The sequence below is a fragment of the Terrabacter tumescens genome (assembly GCF_014646815.1).
Taxonomy (GTDB): Bacteria; Actinomycetota; Actinomycetes; order Actinomycetales; family Dermatophilaceae; genus Terrabacter; species Terrabacter tumescens.
This window is the reverse complement of sequence record NZ_BMNZ01000001.1, coordinates 299,108-315,194: the sequence shown is the minus strand read 5'-3', so window position 1 is coordinate 315,194 and position 16,087 is coordinate 299,108. Positions and strand designations below refer to the sequence as shown.

The window sequence follows — 16,087 nt, the reverse complement described above, 5'->3', positions numbered from 1 at the left end:
GCTGTCACGGCGACGCGCCCCCTGAGCGTGCCTGCGGTCACCCCGAGAACCCGTGTCTCGGGGTGCCTGCGGGGCTAGCGTTGAGGCATGGCCCTCGAGGTCCGGGACGTGGCATACGCCTACGGCGACCGGGTGGCGCTCGACGGTGTCGGCTTCGAGATCGCCCCCGGCGTCCTGACCGGCCTGCTCGGACCCAACGGGGCCGGCAAGACGACGCTGATGCGGATCATGCTCGGCGTGCTGAGCCCGGACCGCGGTGAGGTGCTGGTCCACGGGGCGCCGGTCGACAGCGAGGTCCGGCAGCACTGGGGCTACATGCCGCAGGAGCGCGGGCTCTACCCGGGCATGCAGGTCGGCGACCAGGTGGTCTACTTCGGCCGCCTGCACGGGCTCTCCCGGGCCGAGGCGACCGACCGGGCCTACCGAGTGCTCGCCGAGCTCGGTCTCGAGGACCGCTGGGACCAGCGCACGGACAAGCTGTCCGGCGGCCTGCAGCAACGCCTCCAGCTCGCCACAGCACTCGTCCACGAGCCGGACGTTGTCGTGCTCGACGAGCCCTTCGCCGGGCTGGACCCGGTGGCGGTCGCCGAGCTGTCCGACAGCCTGCGCGAACGCGCCCGAACCGGCTGCACTGTCCTGTTCTCCAGCCACCAGCTCGACCTCGTGCAGAACCTCTGCGAGGACATCCTCATGGTCGACGCGGGACGGATCGTCCTGCGCGGTCCCCTGTCGAGCCTGCGCGCCGCCTCGACGGGCGTGCAGCTCCGGCTCGACGTCCATGCCCCGGACCGCCGGTGGCTCGAAGGGTTCCCCGGCGCCGTCGTCGTGAGCGAGGAGGCTGACGAGGTGCGGATCGCGATCCCGCCGGGCACCGACCCGCTCCGCGTGCTCGACGGGGCGCGAGCGGCGGGGCGCGTGGACGACTTCGGGCTCGACCTGCCCTCGCTCTCGCAGCTCTTCCTCGAGGCCGTCGGGCGCGCCCGCGACCCTGCGCGCGACGGGTCGGATCAGGTGGATCCGGTCGGCCCGGTCCAGACCGGCCGAGGAGGTCCGCGATGACCTGGTGGCACGGCACCTCCCTCGTCCTCGGACGCGGACTGCGCGAGCAGCTCCGGTCCAAGACCTTCAAGATCGTGACGGGCGTCCTGCTGCTGCTGTCCATCGGCGCCGTCGTGGTGCCCAGACTCATCACGGGTGGGCCGACCACCTACACGCTGGCAACCGTCGGCCGTGCGCCGGTGGCCCTCACGACCGCGCTCGGGGCGGCAGCCAGGTCGGCGGACTTCCGGACGACGTACGTCGAGCGGCCGGACGAGGCGGGGGTCCGGGTCGCGGTCCAGCGCGGCGAGGCGACGGTGGGACTCGCCGGCGACCGGATGTACGTCCCCGAGCGGACCGCCGGACCCTTCCCGGGCATCGTCGCCCAGTCCCTCCTCCGGATCGAGACCCTTCGGGTGCTGACCGATCTCGGCCTGACGAGCGAGCAGGTCGCGCGGCTCGACTCCGTGCGGCCGCCCGCGCAGGTCTTCGTCGCCTCCGCGCAGGACCAGGGCCGGGCCAACGTCGGGTATGCCGTGGGGCTCGTGCTCTACCTCGCCCTCCTCTTCAGCGGCCAGGTCATCTCGATGACCGTTGCGACCGAGAAGGCGAGCCGCATCTCCGAGGTGCTCCTGGCTGTGCTGCGCCCGAGCCAGGTCCTCGTCGGCACGGTCCTCGCGGTCGCGACGGTGGCGACCCTCCAACTGCTCGTGCTGGCCGTGCCGGTCCTCGTCGGAGCGGCGGTGACCGGGTCGTCGTGGCTGCCGGCCGTCGCCGCGCCGGACCTCGCCCTCGCGATCACGTGGTTCGTGCTCGGCTTCTGCCTCTTCGCCTTCCTCTACGCGGCGGGCGGGGCGCTCGTCGACAAGGTGACGGAGGCGGGGACCGCGGTCCTGCCGGTGACGATGCTCATCATCGCGGGCTACATGCTCGGCGTCATCGTCGTCATCGGCAACCCGAGCTCGGCCTGGAGCGTGGCCGCCTCGCTGTTCCCGCTCACGGCACCGCTGACCATGCCGATCCGCTGGGCGTCGGGAGAGGTCCCGGTCTACCAGTTGGCCCTGGCGCTGCTGCTCACGGCCCTGGCCGGGCTCGGAAGCATCTGGCTCGCCTCGACGGTCTATCGCAGGGCGCTGGTCATCACCGGACACCGGGTCCGGCTGGCCGAGCTGTTCGGGCGCGGTGGCGGTGCAGGGGCCCGGCGGTCCCGATAGGGTCCACCGATGCCCGAGATGCGCGACATGAGCCAGATGACCGACCGGAGCACCACGGACCGGCAGTACGCGAGCACCGACCGCCTCGAGACCCGCCGCAGCGTCTGGGGCCCCGGCCCCGAGGGCGTGTCGCCCACCGACCTGCTCCGGGCGAACGTCGTGTCCTCCGGCTTCGGACGGATCCTCGAGATCGGCTGCGGCACGGGCCAGTTCGCCCGCTCCGTCGTCGACGAGGCTCCCACGGTCGACTACCTGGCGACCGACCTCTCGCCCGCCATGGTCGAGGCCACGCGGGCGCTCGGCGTCCCGGCGCAGGTCGCCGCGGCCGACGACCTCCCCTTCTCCGACGACGCGTTCGACGGGGCCGTGGCAGCCTGGATGCTCTACCACGTGCCGGACCTGGACGGCACGCTGCGCGAGGTCCGCCGGGTGCTGCGCGACGGTGGCACGCTGCACGTCGCGACCAACGGACGCGAGCACCTGGGCGAGCTCCTCCGCGAGGCAGGCGGCGAGCCCCTCGTCACCCAGTTCATGTCGGAGAACGCCGCCGAGGTCCTCGGCCGGCACTTCGAGCACGTCACCCAGCGGGACGTCGAGACCCGTGCGACCTTCGTCGACCACGACGCCGCCTGCGCCTACCTCGCGACCTTCTCCCCCGAGCTCGCGCGCTCGCTCCCCCACTTCGAGGGTCCGCGGTCGTATGCCGGCCGCACCGCCGTGCTCACCGCCCGCTGACCGCCCGGCCCCGCGTGCACCGACGCGTCCCAGACCAGTTTGTGAACGGCATACAAAGTCTGCGGCTGCACCGCCATAGGCTGACACCGTGAGCGGACCGCGGCAGCACCCGAGCGAGGCGACGTCACGCGCCGTCGAGCGCAGCGCCGGGGAGCTCGCGACGCTCGCGTCGCAGCGGATGGAGGAGCACCTGCGGTGGTACCGCGAGCTCTCCGCTGAAGAACGGTCTCAGGTCGGGCTCGTCGCCCAGGCCGGCATCTCGCAGTTCATCGCCTGGTTCCACCAGGAGGAGAGCCATCCGCCGTCGGCCATCTCGATCTTCGCGAACGCGCCGCAGGAGCTGACGCGGTCGGTGAGCCTGCGCCAGACCCTGGACCTCGTTCGCACGGTCGTCGACGTCGTCGAGTCCCGCGTCGAGAGCCTCGCGGGCCCCGGGGACGAGCAGCTGCTGCGCGAGTCCGTGCTCCGCTTCTCGCGCGAGATCGCCTTCGCCGCTGCCGAGGTCTATGCCGGGGCCGCCGAGGCGCGCGGTGCGTGGGACGCCCGGCTCGAGGCGCTGGTCGTCGACGCCGTGCTGCGTGGTGAGGCCGACGACTCGATGCAGTCGCGGGCCAGCGCTCTCGGGTGGGGCGACGTCGCCGACGTGACGTTCGTCGTGGGCAGCACGCCCACCGTTGCCGGAGGCGCCGTCCCGGCCGTGGACGACCTGCGTCGGTCGGTTCGCCAGCACCGGGTCGAGGCGCTGGCGATCGTCCAGAGGTCGCGCCTCATCGCGATCCTCGGCGGGACGCGCGAGGCGTCGCGGGTCGTCGAGGCCGTCGCCGACTGCTTCGGCCCGGGGCCCATCGTGGTCGGGCCCACCGTGCCCCACCTCTTCGCCGCGGGCCGGTCGGCGCGCGCCGCCCTCAGCGGTCTCGCCGCGGCCGCCGCCTGGCCGGACGCACCACGGGTCCTCGAGTCGGACGTCGTCCTGCCGGAGCGCGCGCTCGCCGGTGACCCGCCGGCCCGGCGCATCCTCGTCGAGCGCATCTACCGCCCCCTCGCGGCAGCGAGCCATGCCCCACTGCTGCAGACGGCCACGGCCTACCTCGAGACCGGCGGCTCCCTGGAGGCCAGCGCGCGCTCCCTCTTCGTGCACCCCAACACCGTCCGCTACCGGCTCGGACGCATCTCCGACGTGACGGGCTACGACCTCACCTCGCCGCGCGAGGCGTGGACCGTGCGGATCGCCCTGGCACTGGGACGACTCGCGCTGCCGCCGGGCCCCGCCGTCTCGGGCCGCGCGGCCGTCAACCACACGACCTTGGAGGAAACCTCCAAAGTATCCCCCACGACTTCGTGACATTCGGTGACGGGGTCCTCACCGGTAACCGGGAAAGGTTGACCACGTGCTAGCGATCGTGTGCCCCGGACAGGGCTCCCAGACTCCCGGCTTCCTCACCCCCTGGCTCGAGCTCGAGGGGGTGCGTGACCAGCTGACCGCGCTCGGCCAGGCTGCCGGCCTCGACCTCGTGACCCACGGCACGGAGTCCGACGCCGACACCATCAAGGACACGGCCGTCGCCCAGCCGCTCATCGTCGCGGCCGGCCTCGTCACCGCCGACGCACTGTTCCCCGCCCGCTCCGACCTCGCCGCGACGGGCGCCGTCCTCGCCGGCCACTCCGTGGGCGAGCTCACGGCCACGGCACTCGCCGGCGTCGTGACCGACGAGCAGGCCATCTCGCTCGTCGCCACGCGCGGCCGTGCCATGGCGCAGGCCAGCGCGGTCACCCCGACGGGGATGGCGGCCGTGCTCGGCGGCGACCCGGACGAGGTCCTCGCTGCGCTCGAGGCCCACGGCCTCACACCGGCCAACATCAACGGCGCCGGCCAGGTCGTGGCCGCCGGCACCCTCGAGCAGGTCGAGGCGCTGCGCGCCGCTGCACCGGCCAAGGCGCGGGTCATCGCGCTGCAGGTCGCAGGCGCCTTCCACACCCATCACATGGCGCCCGCCGTCGACGCCCTCGCTGCGGCCGCTGCCGACGTCACGCCCGCCGCGCCCACCCTCCGCCTGCTCTCGAACGCCGACGGCGCCACCGTCGCCGACGGCCCGGACGCGCTCGACCGGCTCGTCCGCCAGGTCAGCAACCCCGTGCGCTGGGACCGCTGCATGGAGACGATGCTCTCGCTCGGTGTCACCGGCTTGCTCGAGCTCGCCCCCGCAGGCACCCTCGTCGGCCTCGCCAAGCGCGCGATGCCCGGCGTCGAGACCCTGGCCGTCAAGACTCCCGACGACCTCGAGGCCGCCCAGAGCCTCATCAAGGCCCACACGACGACGTGACGGACCAAGACTGGCGCACCGACCCCGACAGGGGCACGCTCATGGAGAGGTCGCCGCGTGACGGCGACCCCGGCACCCACGGACCGCTCCAGCGCCGCTCCAGCACCCATCTGAACCCTCACCCTCGAGAAGGCCTCACGTGACATCCCCCAGCGCCACCGCGCCGACGCCCAAGGGCACCGGCACCCTCGTCGACAACGGCGCCGCGCGCCACTCGCGGATCCTCGGCGTCGGTGCCTACCGCCCGGCCCGCGTCGTCATGAACTCCGAGATCGTCGACAAGATCGACTCGAGCGACGAGTGGATCCGAGAGCGGTCCGGCATCATCAGCCGTCACTTCGCCGCCGACGACGAGAGCGTCATCGACATGGCCGAGGCAGCCTCGCGCCAGGCCCTCGAGCACGCGGGCATCTCGCCCGAGCAGATCGGCTTCGTCCTCGTCGCCACGGTGACGCACCCGTACCAGACGCCCGCCGCCGCGCCCGAGCTCGCCTCGCGCCTCGGCTCGACCGCGCCCGCCCTCGACATCTCGGCAGCCTGTGCGGGCTACTGCTACGGCGTGGCGATGGCGAGCGACATGGTCAAGGGCGGCTCGGCCGACTACGTCCTCGTCGTCGGCGTCGAGAAGCTCAGCGATTTCACCGACCCCTACGACCGCGGCAGCGCCTTCATCTTTGGCGACGGAGCGGGCGCCTGCATCGTCGGCCCGAGCGACACCCCGGGCATCGGCCCGACCGTGTGGGGCTCCGACGGCACGCAGCGCGACGCCATCACGCAGAAGCAGGCGTGGACCGACGTGCGCGAGTCGTGGCAGTCGGCCCAGGCCGACAAGAACGTCTGGCCCGCGATCGGCATGGCCGGCCAGACCGTCTTCCGCTGGGCCGTCTGGGGCATGGCCCCCGTCGCGCAGCAGGCCATCGACAAGGCCGGCATCAAGGCCGACGACCTCGACGCGTTCATCCCGCACCAGGCGAACATCCGCATCATCGACGCGATGGTCAAGCAGCTCAAGCTGCCGGCCGACATCCCCGTCGCCCGCGACATCGTGACCACCGCCAACACCTCGGCGGCCTCGATCCCGATCGCGACGACGCGGATGCTCGCCGAGAAGGAGATCCCCAGCGGCGGCCTCGCGCTCCAGATCGGCTTCGGAGCCGGCCTCGTGTATGCCGCGCAGGTCGTCGTGCTGCCCTGAGCACTCCCAGCACGGGCAGTCCCAGCACTCCCGCCGGTCCCGACGGGTCATTCGGGCCAGGGGAGGTCATCCACCACGGATGACCGAACCGGGCACCACCGCCAGCACGAACCGCCAACACGAACAAGGAGCAGACAGATGGCTCAGTCCGAGCAGGAGATCCTCGAGGGTCTTGCCGAGATCGTCAACGAGGAGACCGGTCTCGACACCGCGTCCGTCGAGATGGACAAGTCCTTCACCGAGGACCTCGACATCGACTCCCTGTCGATGATGACGATCGTCGTCAACGCCGAGGAGAAGTTCGGCGTGCGCATCCCGGACAGCGAGGTCAAGAACCTCAAGACCGTCCGCGACGCCGTCACCTTCATCGCCGGCGCGCAGTCCTGACGCACCCGGTCGGCGCCCGGGACACCGGGCGCCGACCGAGCCGCACCAGCAAGCACCCACCCCTCGTGGTGACTCGCACGACCTGCACCACCCGCACGACCTGCACCACCCGTACGACCTGCACCGCCCGCAGGACCAGCACGACCTCACCCCACTCGACTCAGAGGAGCACGTCACCATGACGTCCAATCGCGACCGACGCGTCGTGGTCACCGGTCTCGGAGCCACCACGCCCCTGGGCGGAACCGCCACGGAGACGTGGGAGGCCCTGCTCGCCGGCCGGTCCGGCGCACGCCCCATGGAGTTCGACTGGGTCGCCAAGTACGAGCTCCCCGTCACCTTCGCCGCGACCATCGCCACCCCGCCCGGTGACGTCCTCGCCAAGGTCGAGACCCGCCGTCTCGACCCGTCGAGCCAGTACGCCCTCATCGCCGCCCGCGAGGCCTGGGCCGACGCCGGCAAGCCGGAGGTCGAGCCGGAGCGCCTCGGCGCCGCGATCGGCTCCGGCATCGGCGGCGTGTGGACGCTGCTCGACCAGTGGGACAACCTGCGCGAGAAGGGCCCCCGACGGGTCTACCCCCTCGCCGTACCGATGCTCATGCCCAACGGCCCTGCGGCCGCGGTGTCGCTCGACCTCGGTGCCCGCGCCGGCGCCCACACGACCGTCAGCGCCTGCGCCTCCGGCGCCGAGAGCATGGGCTACGCGATCGACATGATCCGCACCGGTCGGGCCGACGTCGTCGTCGCCGGTGGCACCGAGGCAGCGGTCCACCCGCTGCCGATCGCCGGCTTCGCCGCCATGCAGGCCCTCTCGACACGCAACGACGACCCCGCGAAGGCCTCGCGCCCCTACGACACCGGCCGCGACGGCTTCGTCCTCGGCGAGGGCGCTGCCGTCATCGTGCTCGAGTCCGAGGAGCACGCCCGGGCCCGCGGTGCGCGCATCTACGCCGAGCTCGCGAGCGTCGGCATGTCGGCCGACGCGCACCACATCACCGCCCCCGAGCCCAACGGGTCGGGCGCGTCCCGCGCGATGCTGTATGCCGTCGAGCGGGCCGACCTGTCGCCGACCGACATCATCCACATCAACGCGCACGCCACCTCGACCCCGGTGGGCGACGTCGCGGAGTACAACGCGATCAAGCGGGCCTTCGGCGACCACACCGACGACCTGACGGTCACGGCCACGAAGTCCATGACCGGCCACCTGCTCGGCGCGGCCGGCGCACTCGAGGCCGTCATCACGATCCAGTCGATCCACAACCGGCTCGTGCCGGCCACGATCAACCTCGACGAGCAGGACCCCGAGATCGCGCTCAACGTCGTCACCGGCGAGCACCAGAAGCTGCCCGACGGCGACATCGCGGCCCTGAACAACTCGTTCGGCTTCGGCGGCCACAACGTCGCCCTGGCGATCCGCAGCATCTGAGGACGCACGACGCGCCGGGACGGGGCGCTCACTCGACACGCCGGGAGGTTTGCCTCCCTCGAGTGAGCGCCCCGTCCCACGTCCGACGCCGAACCGGCGTGGCGGCTACCCCTTGACGCAGAGCAGCGTCGTCAGCCGCGCCACGACCTCGACGAGCGGGCTCGGCCCGGTCGTCTGCGCCGCGATCACCGACTCGAGATCCTTGTAGGCCGAGGGGATCTCGTCGATGACCCCGGCGTCCTTGCGGCACTCGATGCCGGCCGTCTGGGCCCGCAGGTCCTCGACCGTGAACCGACGCTTGGCCGCGTTGCGCGACATCCGGCGGCCTGCGCCGTGGCTCGCGGAGTTGAACGACGCCTCGTTGCCCAGGCCGCGGATGACGTAGGAGCCCGTGCCCATCGACCCGGGGATGAGGCCGAGGTCGCCGGCCGCGGCCCGGATCGCCCCCTTCCGCGTCACGACGACGTCCACCCCGTCGTAGGTCTCCTCCGACACGTAGTTGTGGTGGCAGCGCACCGGCTCGTCGAACACGACGCCCGGGAAGTGCGTGCGCACGACCTCACGCGTCGTCGCCATCATCACCTCGCGGTTGAGCAGGGCGTACTCCTGCGCCCAGTACAGGTCGTGGAGGTACGCCGCCATCTCGCCCGTCCCGGCGAGGAAGACCGCGAGGTCACGGTCGGGCAGGCCGAGGTTGTGCTCGAGCGTCTTGGCCGTGGCGATGTGCCGCTCCGCGAGCTCCTTGCCGATGTTGCGCGAGCCCGAGTGCAGCATGAGCCAGAGGTGGCCGTCGTCGCCCTCACACAGCTCCCAGAAGTGGTTACCGCTGCCCAGCGAACCGCACTGTGCCGCAGCACGATTCGCACGATCTGCGATCTTCGGCGCGCGCAGCTCGGCGAACCGGCCCATGAGCGTGTCGAAGCGCCCGGCCAGCCCCGCGTCGCGCGCGAGCACGGGCGCCGAGCCGTCGTTGGCGTTCCAGCCGACGGGCAGCACCGACTCGATCGCCGACCGCAGGGGGCCGAGGTCGTCGGGCAGGTCGGCAGCCGTGAGGTTGGTCCGGACGCCGGTCATGCCGCAGCCGATGTCGACGCCGACCGCGGCGGGCGACACGGCGTCGCGCATGGCGATGACCGAGCCGACGGTGGCGCCCTTGCCGAGGTGGACGTCCGGCATGACGCGCAGGCCGTGCACCCAGGGCAGCCGGCTGATGTTGCGCAGCTGGTCCAGCGCGGCCGTCTCAACCTCGTCGGGATCGGCCCACATCAGTGTGGAGGCCTGCGCGCCAGGGAGCGCGACAGGGAAGGTGGTCATGGTGCTCATCCTCTCGTGAAACGGGCGGTCGCCCGATGGTGGTCGTGCTGTGTCGGTGCGCGGTGGCGTATGCCGGGTGGCGGGCTCGCGGGGAGCCGGCCACCCGGCATACGCCCTCGTTTATCAGGCGCTGCGCGCGCTGTCGTGCGGGGACGGGCGCACGTTGCCCGGCAGGTCCGTGGTGGGACGACCCTTGGCGAGCAGCTCGCCGCCCCAGACGCCCCACTCGAACCGACGCTGGGCGACGGCGAGGCAGACCTCGGCCAGGGGGCACGTCGCGCACACCGCCTTGGCCCGCTCCGCCTCGCTCTCCGTGGCCGGCCAGAACAGCTCCGGGTCGTGGGCTGCGCAGCTCGGCACGGCACCGTCGAGCTCGAACGGGTGCTCGGACGCGGCGCGGAAGATCCAGGCGTCGAGTCCCTGACCCGTTCGGGCCGCAGGCCGGAGCCCCACCTGGGCGAGGGACTGCGTGCGCACGGGGGTGCGGTTCCTGGTCATGGGTCGGACTCCTTCCGCTCGGTGCTGGTGGGGCTCGGGGTGGGCGTGGTGGCGCGGGCGAAGTGCAGCTGCACCCGGGTGGGCACGTAGGGGTCCCATCGCAGGGGCATCCGCGCCTCGTCGGGGGTGCGGTCACCCTTGCGGGCGTTGCACGGCTCGCAGGCCGCGACCGCGTTGGCCCACGACGTCGCGCCGCCTCGTGAGTGCGGGAGGACGTGGTCCATGGTCGTGGCGGTGAAGCGTCCGCAGTAGGCGCACTGCCCGCGGTCACGGAGCAGGACGCCCTCGCGGGAGTAGGTCGCCCGGGTGCGCGAGTAGAGCCACTTCTGCTCCACGTACCGCACGAGTCGGACGACGACCGGGACCTGGTAGGGACCGAAGCGCTCGGTCGCGTGGACCTCGACCGGTGTGGCGACGCCGCGCCAGATCATCCGCACGGCGTGCCGCACCGATACCCGGTGGAGCAGCGTCTCGTCGGCGTTCCACACCTCGACCTGGGTCATGGCCGATCCTCCTCTCCCTCATGGCGACTCGTGTCGTCGTCTCTGTTCACTGGCGGCGACGGGCGGCACGAGAAGAGCCGCCCGTCCGGGTCATCCCGGTGGGCGGCTCGAGGGACGGAGCCGGTCAGGCTCGTCGCGTCAGCGAGATCGCAGGTGGGGACTCCACGGCTGGGTGTGCCGGATGCGGCACTCCCCTGGGAACGGGTAGGCCACATCGGCGAGGCACAGGCTGCGCTTCGCTTCGGTGGTGAGTCCCGTTGCCATGGTTGGCCCTTCGTCTGCGGGTGAGGGAGATGGGTTGGCGCACAGTGATGCTGGCGCCGGGTCGATGATGACAGGCGCAGGCGGCTGTTGCCCAGTGGTTTTCGGCTCCGGGTCGACGCGCCGGGGACGAGCCGGACATGACGAGGGCCCGGGAGCACGAACCGCCCGGGCCCTCGTCACCTCGGACGCCACGCTGGAGGTCGTGGCGGACGAGACGTGCGGTGGTCAGCCCACCTTGTGCATCCAGCGAACGGCAGCACCGTCGCCCGCGTAGCGGAACACCTCGAGCTCGTCGTCCCACGGGATGCCGAGGAGCAGGTCGATCTCGTCCTGGAGGGCCTCGGCGTCGCCGCGGGTGCGCAGGATCGCCTCGCGGAGCCGGTCCTCCTGCACGACGGCGTCACCGGACGCGGAGGTCATGGCGTGGTGGATGCCGAGACGGGGCGTGTAGGACCAGCGCGCGCCGTCGCATCCCGGCGACGGGTCCTCGGTCACCTCGTAGCGCAGGCCGTCCCATCCGCGGAGGGCACTGGCGAGCTCGGCGCCGGTGCCGACGGCGCCGGACCACGGGAGCTCGGTGCGCATCATCCGGGGAGCGGCGGGCTGAGGGATCCAGTCGAGCGTCACCCGTTCGTCGAGGACGGCCTCGATCGCCCACGTGATGTGCGGGCACAGCGCGGCCGGGGCTCCGTGTATGAACAGAACCCCGCCTGTCTGGGTGCGCGGCATCGCGACAGCCATCCGAACCTCCTGAAGTTGCAGGGACGTCTTCCCCAACGCCTGCTACTTCGTGAACGGGTGGACTGCTTCGGTGACGGCGGATCGTGCGTGCTCGACCTCGAGCACTCGCCCATTGTGCACCATGGTCCACACGGGCACCAGCAGTCTCACGATCGGATTTGTCCGTTTTGGTGTTTCCTGGACGACCCGCTGCGACCGGGTCTGCGACTGCGCACGGGCCGCTCCACCGTCAGGCGCCGCGTGGCTCCCCGGGGAAGAGGTACACCTCGTCGTCCCGGATCTCGACCCGGTGGGTCCGCACGGGCTTGGTGGCGGGCAGGCACATCGGCCGGCCGTCGCTGAGGCAGAAACGGGTGGCGTGCAGCGGGCACTCCACCTCACCGGCCTCGATCCAGCCCTCCGCGAGGGACGCGTCCTCGTGCGAACACGTGTCGTCGAGGGCGTAGTAGGTGCCGTCGTCGTCGCGGAAGAGCGAGATCGGCTCGTCCGTCACCGTCAGCGCGGTGTCGAGCACGAGCGCCTCGCCGGGCTCGACGTCGTCGACCGACGCCACGCGGATGCCGTCACTCATGCCAGCTCGTTCCTCACCTGCTCGGGACCACGGTCACGGCGAGCCTAGAGGGTGGCGCGAGCGCACCGTGGAACGGGGCTCTAGCGCAGCTCGACCGAGGCAGCTCGGCCGGGGCTGGACCGACGCGGCTCGACCGGAGGCGTGACCAGGTCGGAGCGCTCGCTAGACTCCGACCGACCTCGTCGGCCATGCCGGCGTCAGGTCCCGGGGCAGTAGCTCAGCCGGTCAGAGCAGCGGACTCATAATCCGTCGGTCCAGGGTTCAAGCCCCTGCTGCCCCACCACGGTGGTTCGTCCCGGTTCGTCCAGGTTCGCCCTGTCACGTCGCGGTAGGCGTCTGGACCTGTCCTGCGGGCGTGGACTGGCCGTCGGGGTGCGACCACCGCCGGCCAGTCCTGCGCCTCGCGGTCCGTTCGAGGACCCAAGGGCGCGCGGACGACGTGGGGGGTGGACACGGGCCCCGGGGGTGGGAGTCGGGGCACCGTGCCCATCGACCGTGAGGTCGGCGTCGTCCGCGGGACGACCTCGACCCTCCTCCCGAGAAGGGGCCGCGCCGTCCTGGCTCCAGTCTCCACCCTCGGCGAGGGCGCATCGTGCGAAATGCGGCACATTGCACAGATGGGACGAGTCGTGCCGTTCACCCCATCTCGCCCCACGCCTCCGAGCCCCGTGGAACGGGATCGGGGCGGGTCCCGCCGACTCCCCCGGCAGAACCCACCCCGTCCTCACCCCCTACCGGCCCCACTCCGGCGCTTCCCCCCACGGGTTCGCCGGTCTTCCTCCCCCACGACAACCACTGTGCCGGGCAGTCTGCAAGATCGCCCCGTCGAAAGTCGGTGGTTTCCGCAAGATCCCTGCAAGGAGCGGGACCGAGGTTGGGAGGTCCCAAGCCCCCACGGCGTCACCGGCCCGGGATAGGTTCCGATGACCGAAGGCTCGGGGGCCACCAAGACTGGGGAGAACACGTATGTCGACCAAGCCCATCCTGCGCGCGCTGGCGGTCTCCGCCGCTGCCGCGAGCGTCATCGCCGCCGGCTCCTCGAGCGCGACAGTGAGCGCCGCGCCGACCCGTCCGTCGCCCGCGGCTACGGAGTGCCAGACGGCGCCAGACCTCGCTCGCGTGCGGGCCGGGAGCACGGCCAAGGAGCCCGAGCTCTACTCCAAGAACGAGGCCAACGCATACGGCGTCATCAAGGACGCCCCGCGCCTGCCCAACGGCAGCGTCCACATCCCGACCGTCTTCCACGTCGTCTCCGACCACACGCTGTCGGCCACCGAGAAGGCGCGCTGGGAGCGGCTCATCGCCGCGCAGATGACCGTGCTCAACGACTCCTACGGCGGCAAGACCGCCCCTGACGCCGCAGACTCGCCGTTCCGCTTCTCCCTCGCCAAGATCGACTACACCGTCAACGCGCAGTGGTACACCGTCTCCCCGGGCAAGACCGAGCGCGACATGAAGAAGGCGCTCTACACCGGCAACTCCGAGACCCTCAACGTCTACTCCGCCAACATCGGCGGCGGCCTGCTCGGCTGGGCCTACTTCCCCAAGGGCTACAACAACGGTCGCGACTACATCGACGGCGTCGTCATGCTCGACGAGTCGATGCCCGGCGGCACGGCCGGCAAGTACGCGCAGGGCGACACCCTGACGCACGAGGTGGGCCACTGGCTCATGCTCGAGCACACCTTCAAGGGCGCGTGCTCGGCGAGCGGTGACTTCGTGGCCGACACCCCGCGCGAGGCGGTGCCGCAGTTCAACTGCCCCACCGGCGCCGACACGTGCACCGCGCCCGGCCTCGACCCGATCCACAACTTCATGGACTACACGCAGGACTCCTGCATGAACATGTTCACCAAGGGACAGGTCGAGCGCATGAACGACGCCTGGGTCGACTTCCGCCAGATCCCCACCAGCTGATCCCAGCCCCAACCCGTCGCACCGGAGCGTCGCACGCTGACGTATGCCGCGTGCTTCGAAGGTGTGGCCCGTCCAGTCCCAGGACCGGGCGGGCCACACCTGCGTTCCGGACATGTGGCACATCCGTCACATCCGTCACGGATCCCGACCGAATTTCTCGGGAATCGCCCCTTGTGCAACCCTCGCACCTATGGTGGAGGGGACCGGCCGGTCAGGACGTGGGGGCGTTCGCGATGGCCTTCCGGTTGCGGTGCCGGGTCCACCGCACGAGGGTCGACGGTGACAGCAGCAGTACCTCGAGGGGGGTGGCTTGACGGTGACAGACGCCAATGAGCGCAGTGGTCCGCGCGTCCTGAACATTCGGATGCGCGGCAGACTTGTGCCCTTCGCGACGATGCTCCTGCTCTTTGCGATGCTGCCCTTCCTGGGTGGCAGCGCACCCCAGACGCCGACCGCATCGGTCGTGCTCGCGGCCGGGTCGCCTGCCGTGAAGGACGCCGTCGCTGCCGTGGGGCAGGCCCAGGGCGAGCTGTCCCGGTCGACGGCCGCCAGCGCCCCGACAGCGGCGCTGGCTCCGGTCGACTCCGCCTTCTCGACCGCCATCGGTGGCGGTCTGTTCATGTTCCCGGCGATCAGCCTGACGCCGGCGACGGCCGAGGCCATCGCGGCCCCGATCGTCGGGCGGCCGCTCTTCATCCACCCCGTGGCCGGCGGTGAGACCTCGCCGTTCGGCCCGCGCATCCACCCGCTCCTCGGTCGCCCGATGTTCCACACCGGCATCGACCTCGCGGCGGCCTGCGGCACGCCGATCCACGCAGCCGCGGACGGCACGGTCATCTACGCCCGGGTCTCGGCGTCATGGGGCGGACGCACGATCATCCAGCACAGCCCGACGGTCAAGACCGCCTACGGTCACCAGTCGAAGTTCCTCGTCACCGAGGGCCAGGCCGTCAAGCAGGGCCAGGTCATCGGCCTGAGCGGTACGACCGGTTGGTCCACCGGCTGCCACCTGCACTTCGACGTCATCATCAACGACCGCTACGTCGACCCCGCTCCCTACCTCGGCTTCGCGCCGTCAGCCACGGCATCCGTCCCGTATGCCGTCGTCCCGCACCTCGTGCTCGACCCGGGCAGCCGCGTCATCCGCACCGTCGCGGACGGTGACGTCCCGCTCACCGAGGCCACCGTCGTGACGTCGTCGCCCAGCAGCACGGGTGGCCGTCCGCCGTCGACCAGCAAGCCCACGGGCACGCCGACGACGAGCCGTCCCACGACGAGCTCTCCTGCTCCCACGACGAAGCCGTCCCCGACGAGCACCAAGCCGTCCCCGACGGGCAGCGCCACGACGTCCACCATGCCCCCGACGACGACCCCGCCGAGCACGACGACCACCACAGGGTCGACGGGGACGACCGGGACGACGACGGGCACACCCAGCACGACGACCACGACGACCCCTCCGGACACCACGACCACGACCCAGTCCCCCGCCACGAGCCAGGCGCCTGTGTCCGACCCGCCGAGCTCGACGAGCGCCGCTGCAGCCGCACCCGCCGCGTCCGAGCCGACGGCGACCGCCACCGCTACGGCGACCGCCACGGCGACCGCGACCCGCGTCCTGAAGACCGCCACCGCGGTCGCCACCGCGGCAGAGACCTCGACGAGCTCGTCCACGGGTACCGCGACGAGCAAGCCCGCCACGTCGGCGGCGAGCGAACCCACCACCTCGACGAGCGAGCCCAGCGCGTCCTCGACGACGGCGGCGGAGGGCAGCCCCTGACCCGCGTGGCCGGGCCTGTGTGAACCGGTCGGCGCCCCGCTCCCCGTGGAGCAGGGCGCCGACCGCGTGCCTGCGGTCCTCACGATTCGGGCACGCTCGGCGCGGAGCGTGTCGCGCGGGTGCTGGAGCCGATAGGTTTCCGGGATGGACGACGTGAACCCCACCGCCGCGGTGCCGAGC

General features: G+C 71.8%; 15 protein-coding genes and 1 tRNA gene. 11 read left to right on the top strand and 5 right to left on the bottom strand.

What is annotated here, in order from left to right; genetic code table 11:
- The first annotated feature begins 87 nt into the window (after positions 1 to 87).
- The 8 genes from IEY30_RS01490 (at position 88) to fabF (ending at position 8,319) form a co-directional block, all read left to right on the top strand.
- The gene (locus IEY30_RS01490) at positions 88 to 1,059 is read left to right on the top strand and encodes an ABC transporter ATP-binding protein (protein ID WP_081920273.1); all 972 of its coding nucleotides are present in this window, start codon (positions 88 to 90) and stop codon (positions 1,057 to 1,059) included.
- Positions 1,056 to 2,252 carry an ABC transporter permease gene (locus tag IEY30_RS01485; RefSeq protein ID WP_030146436.1) on the top strand — a complete coding sequence of 399 codons (1,197 nt, stop codon included), beginning with the start codon at positions 1,056 to 1,058 and terminating at the stop codon, positions 2,250 to 2,252. The genes IEY30_RS01490 and IEY30_RS01485 overlap by 4 nt, the downstream gene beginning before the upstream one ends.
- 9 nt (positions 2,253 to 2,261) lie before the next feature.
- Positions 2,262 to 2,987 (top strand): class I SAM-dependent methyltransferase, encoded by a 726-nt coding sequence (locus tag IEY30_RS01480; RefSeq protein WP_052358164.1) that lies wholly within the window; start codon positions 2,262 to 2,264, stop codon positions 2,985 to 2,987.
- Between the two features lie 88 nt (positions 2,988 to 3,075).
- Complete coding sequence (locus tag IEY30_RS01475; protein WP_043415603.1) at positions 3,076 to 4,329, top strand: PucR family transcriptional regulator; 1,254 nt, start codon at positions 3,076 to 3,078, stop codon at positions 4,327 to 4,329.
- A gap of 46 nt (positions 4,330 to 4,375) precedes the next feature.
- Complete coding sequence (locus tag IEY30_RS01470) at positions 4,376 to 5,308, top strand: ACP S-malonyltransferase (RefSeq protein WP_030146439.1); 933 nt, start codon at positions 4,376 to 4,378, stop codon at positions 5,306 to 5,308.
- 139 nt (positions 5,309 to 5,447) lie between these two features.
- Positions 5,448 to 6,503 carry a beta-ketoacyl-ACP synthase III gene (locus tag IEY30_RS01465; RefSeq protein ID WP_030146440.1) on the top strand — a complete coding sequence of 352 codons (1,056 nt, stop codon included), beginning with the start codon at positions 5,448 to 5,450 and terminating at the stop codon, positions 6,501 to 6,503.
- A 138-nt stretch (positions 6,504 to 6,641) separates the two neighbouring features.
- Positions 6,642 to 6,890, top strand: a complete 249-nt coding sequence (locus IEY30_RS01460) for an acyl carrier protein (RefSeq protein WP_020145270.1) — start codon at positions 6,642 to 6,644, stop codon at positions 6,888 to 6,890.
- 178 nt (positions 6,891 to 7,068) lie between these two features.
- Positions 7,069 to 8,319: a beta-ketoacyl-ACP synthase II gene (gene fabF / locus IEY30_RS01455; protein ID WP_030146441.1), complete on the top strand. Its 1,251-nt coding sequence runs from the start codon at positions 7,069 to 7,071 to the stop codon at positions 8,317 to 8,319.
- A 105-nt stretch (positions 8,320 to 8,424) separates the two neighbouring features.
- Here the strand turns inward: fabF and IEY30_RS01450 are convergent, their stop codons facing one another.
- The 5 genes from IEY30_RS01450 to IEY30_RS01430 form a co-directional block, all read right to left on the bottom strand.
- Entirely contained in the window at positions 8,425 to 9,633 is a 1,209-nt protein-coding gene (locus IEY30_RS01450; protein WP_030146442.1) for an RtcB family protein, read from the bottom strand.
- A gap of 123 nt (positions 9,634 to 9,756) precedes the next feature.
- Positions 9,757 to 10,131, bottom strand: a complete 375-nt coding sequence (locus IEY30_RS01445) for a WhiB family transcriptional regulator (RefSeq protein WP_030146443.1) — start codon at positions 10,129 to 10,131, stop codon at positions 9,757 to 9,759.
- Entirely contained in the window at positions 10,128 to 10,634 is a 507-nt protein-coding gene (locus IEY30_RS01440; RefSeq protein ID WP_030146444.1) for an HNH endonuclease, read from the bottom strand. Before IEY30_RS01440 ends, IEY30_RS01445 begins: the two co-directional genes overlap by 4 nt.
- Positions 10,635 to 11,123: 489 nt before the next feature.
- Positions 11,124 to 11,639 carry a DUF3145 domain-containing protein gene (locus IEY30_RS01435; RefSeq protein ID WP_081920274.1) on the bottom strand — a complete coding sequence of 172 codons (516 nt, stop codon included), beginning with the start codon at positions 11,637 to 11,639 and terminating at the stop codon, positions 11,124 to 11,126.
- A 229-nt stretch (positions 11,640 to 11,868) separates the two neighbouring features.
- Positions 11,869 to 12,210, bottom strand: coding sequence for a bifunctional 3-phenylpropionate/cinnamic acid dioxygenase ferredoxin subunit (locus tag IEY30_RS01430; protein WP_030146446.1), 342 nt, complete (start codon positions 12,208 to 12,210; stop codon positions 11,869 to 11,871).
- 206 nt (positions 12,211 to 12,416) lie between these two features.
- Here IEY30_RS01430 and IEY30_RS01425 point away from each other — a divergent pair.
- From IEY30_RS01425 to IEY30_RS01415, 3 genes are all read left to right on the top strand, one after another.
- Positions 12,417 to 12,493: transfer RNA gene (locus IEY30_RS01425), tRNA-Ile, on the top strand.
- A gap of 683 nt (positions 12,494 to 13,176) precedes the next feature.
- Positions 13,177 to 14,127: a zinc metalloprotease gene (locus tag IEY30_RS01420; protein WP_030146447.1), complete on the top strand. Its 951-nt coding sequence runs from the start codon at positions 13,177 to 13,179 to the stop codon at positions 14,125 to 14,127.
- 364 nt (positions 14,128 to 14,491) lie between these two features.
- Positions 14,492 to 15,907: a M23 family metallopeptidase gene (locus IEY30_RS01415; RefSeq protein WP_081920275.1), complete on the top strand. Its 1,416-nt coding sequence runs from the start codon at positions 14,492 to 14,494 to the stop codon at positions 15,905 to 15,907.
- Positions 15,908 to 16,087: the final 180 nt, after the last annotated feature.

Excerpts from the sequence above, each read along its gene's own strand:
- IEY30_RS01490 (WP_081920273.1), top strand. The coding sequence starts at position 88 with ATGGCCCTCGAGGTCCGGGACGTGGCATACGCCTACGGCGACCGGGTG.
- IEY30_RS01485 (WP_030146436.1), top strand. The coding sequence starts at position 1,056 with ATGACCTGGTGGCACGGCACCTCCCTCGTCCTCGGACGCGGACTGCGC.
- IEY30_RS01480 (WP_052358164.1), top strand. The coding sequence starts at position 2,262 with ATGCCCGAGATGCGCGACATGAGCCAGATGACCGACCGGAGCACCACG.
- IEY30_RS01460 (WP_020145270.1), top strand. The coding sequence starts at position 6,642 with ATGGCTCAGTCCGAGCAGGAGATCCTCGAGGGTCTTGCCGAGATCGTC.
- fabF (WP_030146441.1), top strand. The coding sequence starts at position 7,069 with ATGACGTCCAATCGCGACCGACGCGTCGTGGTCACCGGTCTCGGAGCC.
- IEY30_RS01450 (WP_030146442.1), bottom strand. The coding sequence starts at position 9,633 with ATGACCACCTTCCCTGTCGCGCTCCCTGGCGCGCAGGCCTCCACACTG.
- IEY30_RS01445 (WP_030146443.1), bottom strand. The coding sequence starts at position 10,131 with ATGACCAGGAACCGCACCCCCGTGCGCACGCAGTCCCTCGCCCAGGTG.
- IEY30_RS01440 (WP_030146444.1), bottom strand. The coding sequence starts at position 10,634 with ATGACCCAGGTCGAGGTGTGGAACGCCGACGAGACGCTGCTCCACCGG.
- IEY30_RS01435 (WP_081920274.1), bottom strand. The coding sequence starts at position 11,639 with ATGGCTGTCGCGATGCCGCGCACCCAGACAGGCGGGGTTCTGTTCATA.
- IEY30_RS01430 (WP_030146446.1), bottom strand. The coding sequence starts at position 12,210 with ATGAGTGACGGCATCCGCGTGGCGTCGGTCGACGACGTCGAGCCCGGC.
- IEY30_RS01420 (WP_030146447.1), top strand. The coding sequence starts at position 13,177 with ATGTCGACCAAGCCCATCCTGCGCGCGCTGGCGGTCTCCGCCGCTGCC.
- IEY30_RS01415 (WP_081920275.1), top strand. The coding sequence starts at position 14,492 with ATGCGCGGCAGACTTGTGCCCTTCGCGACGATGCTCCTGCTCTTTGCG.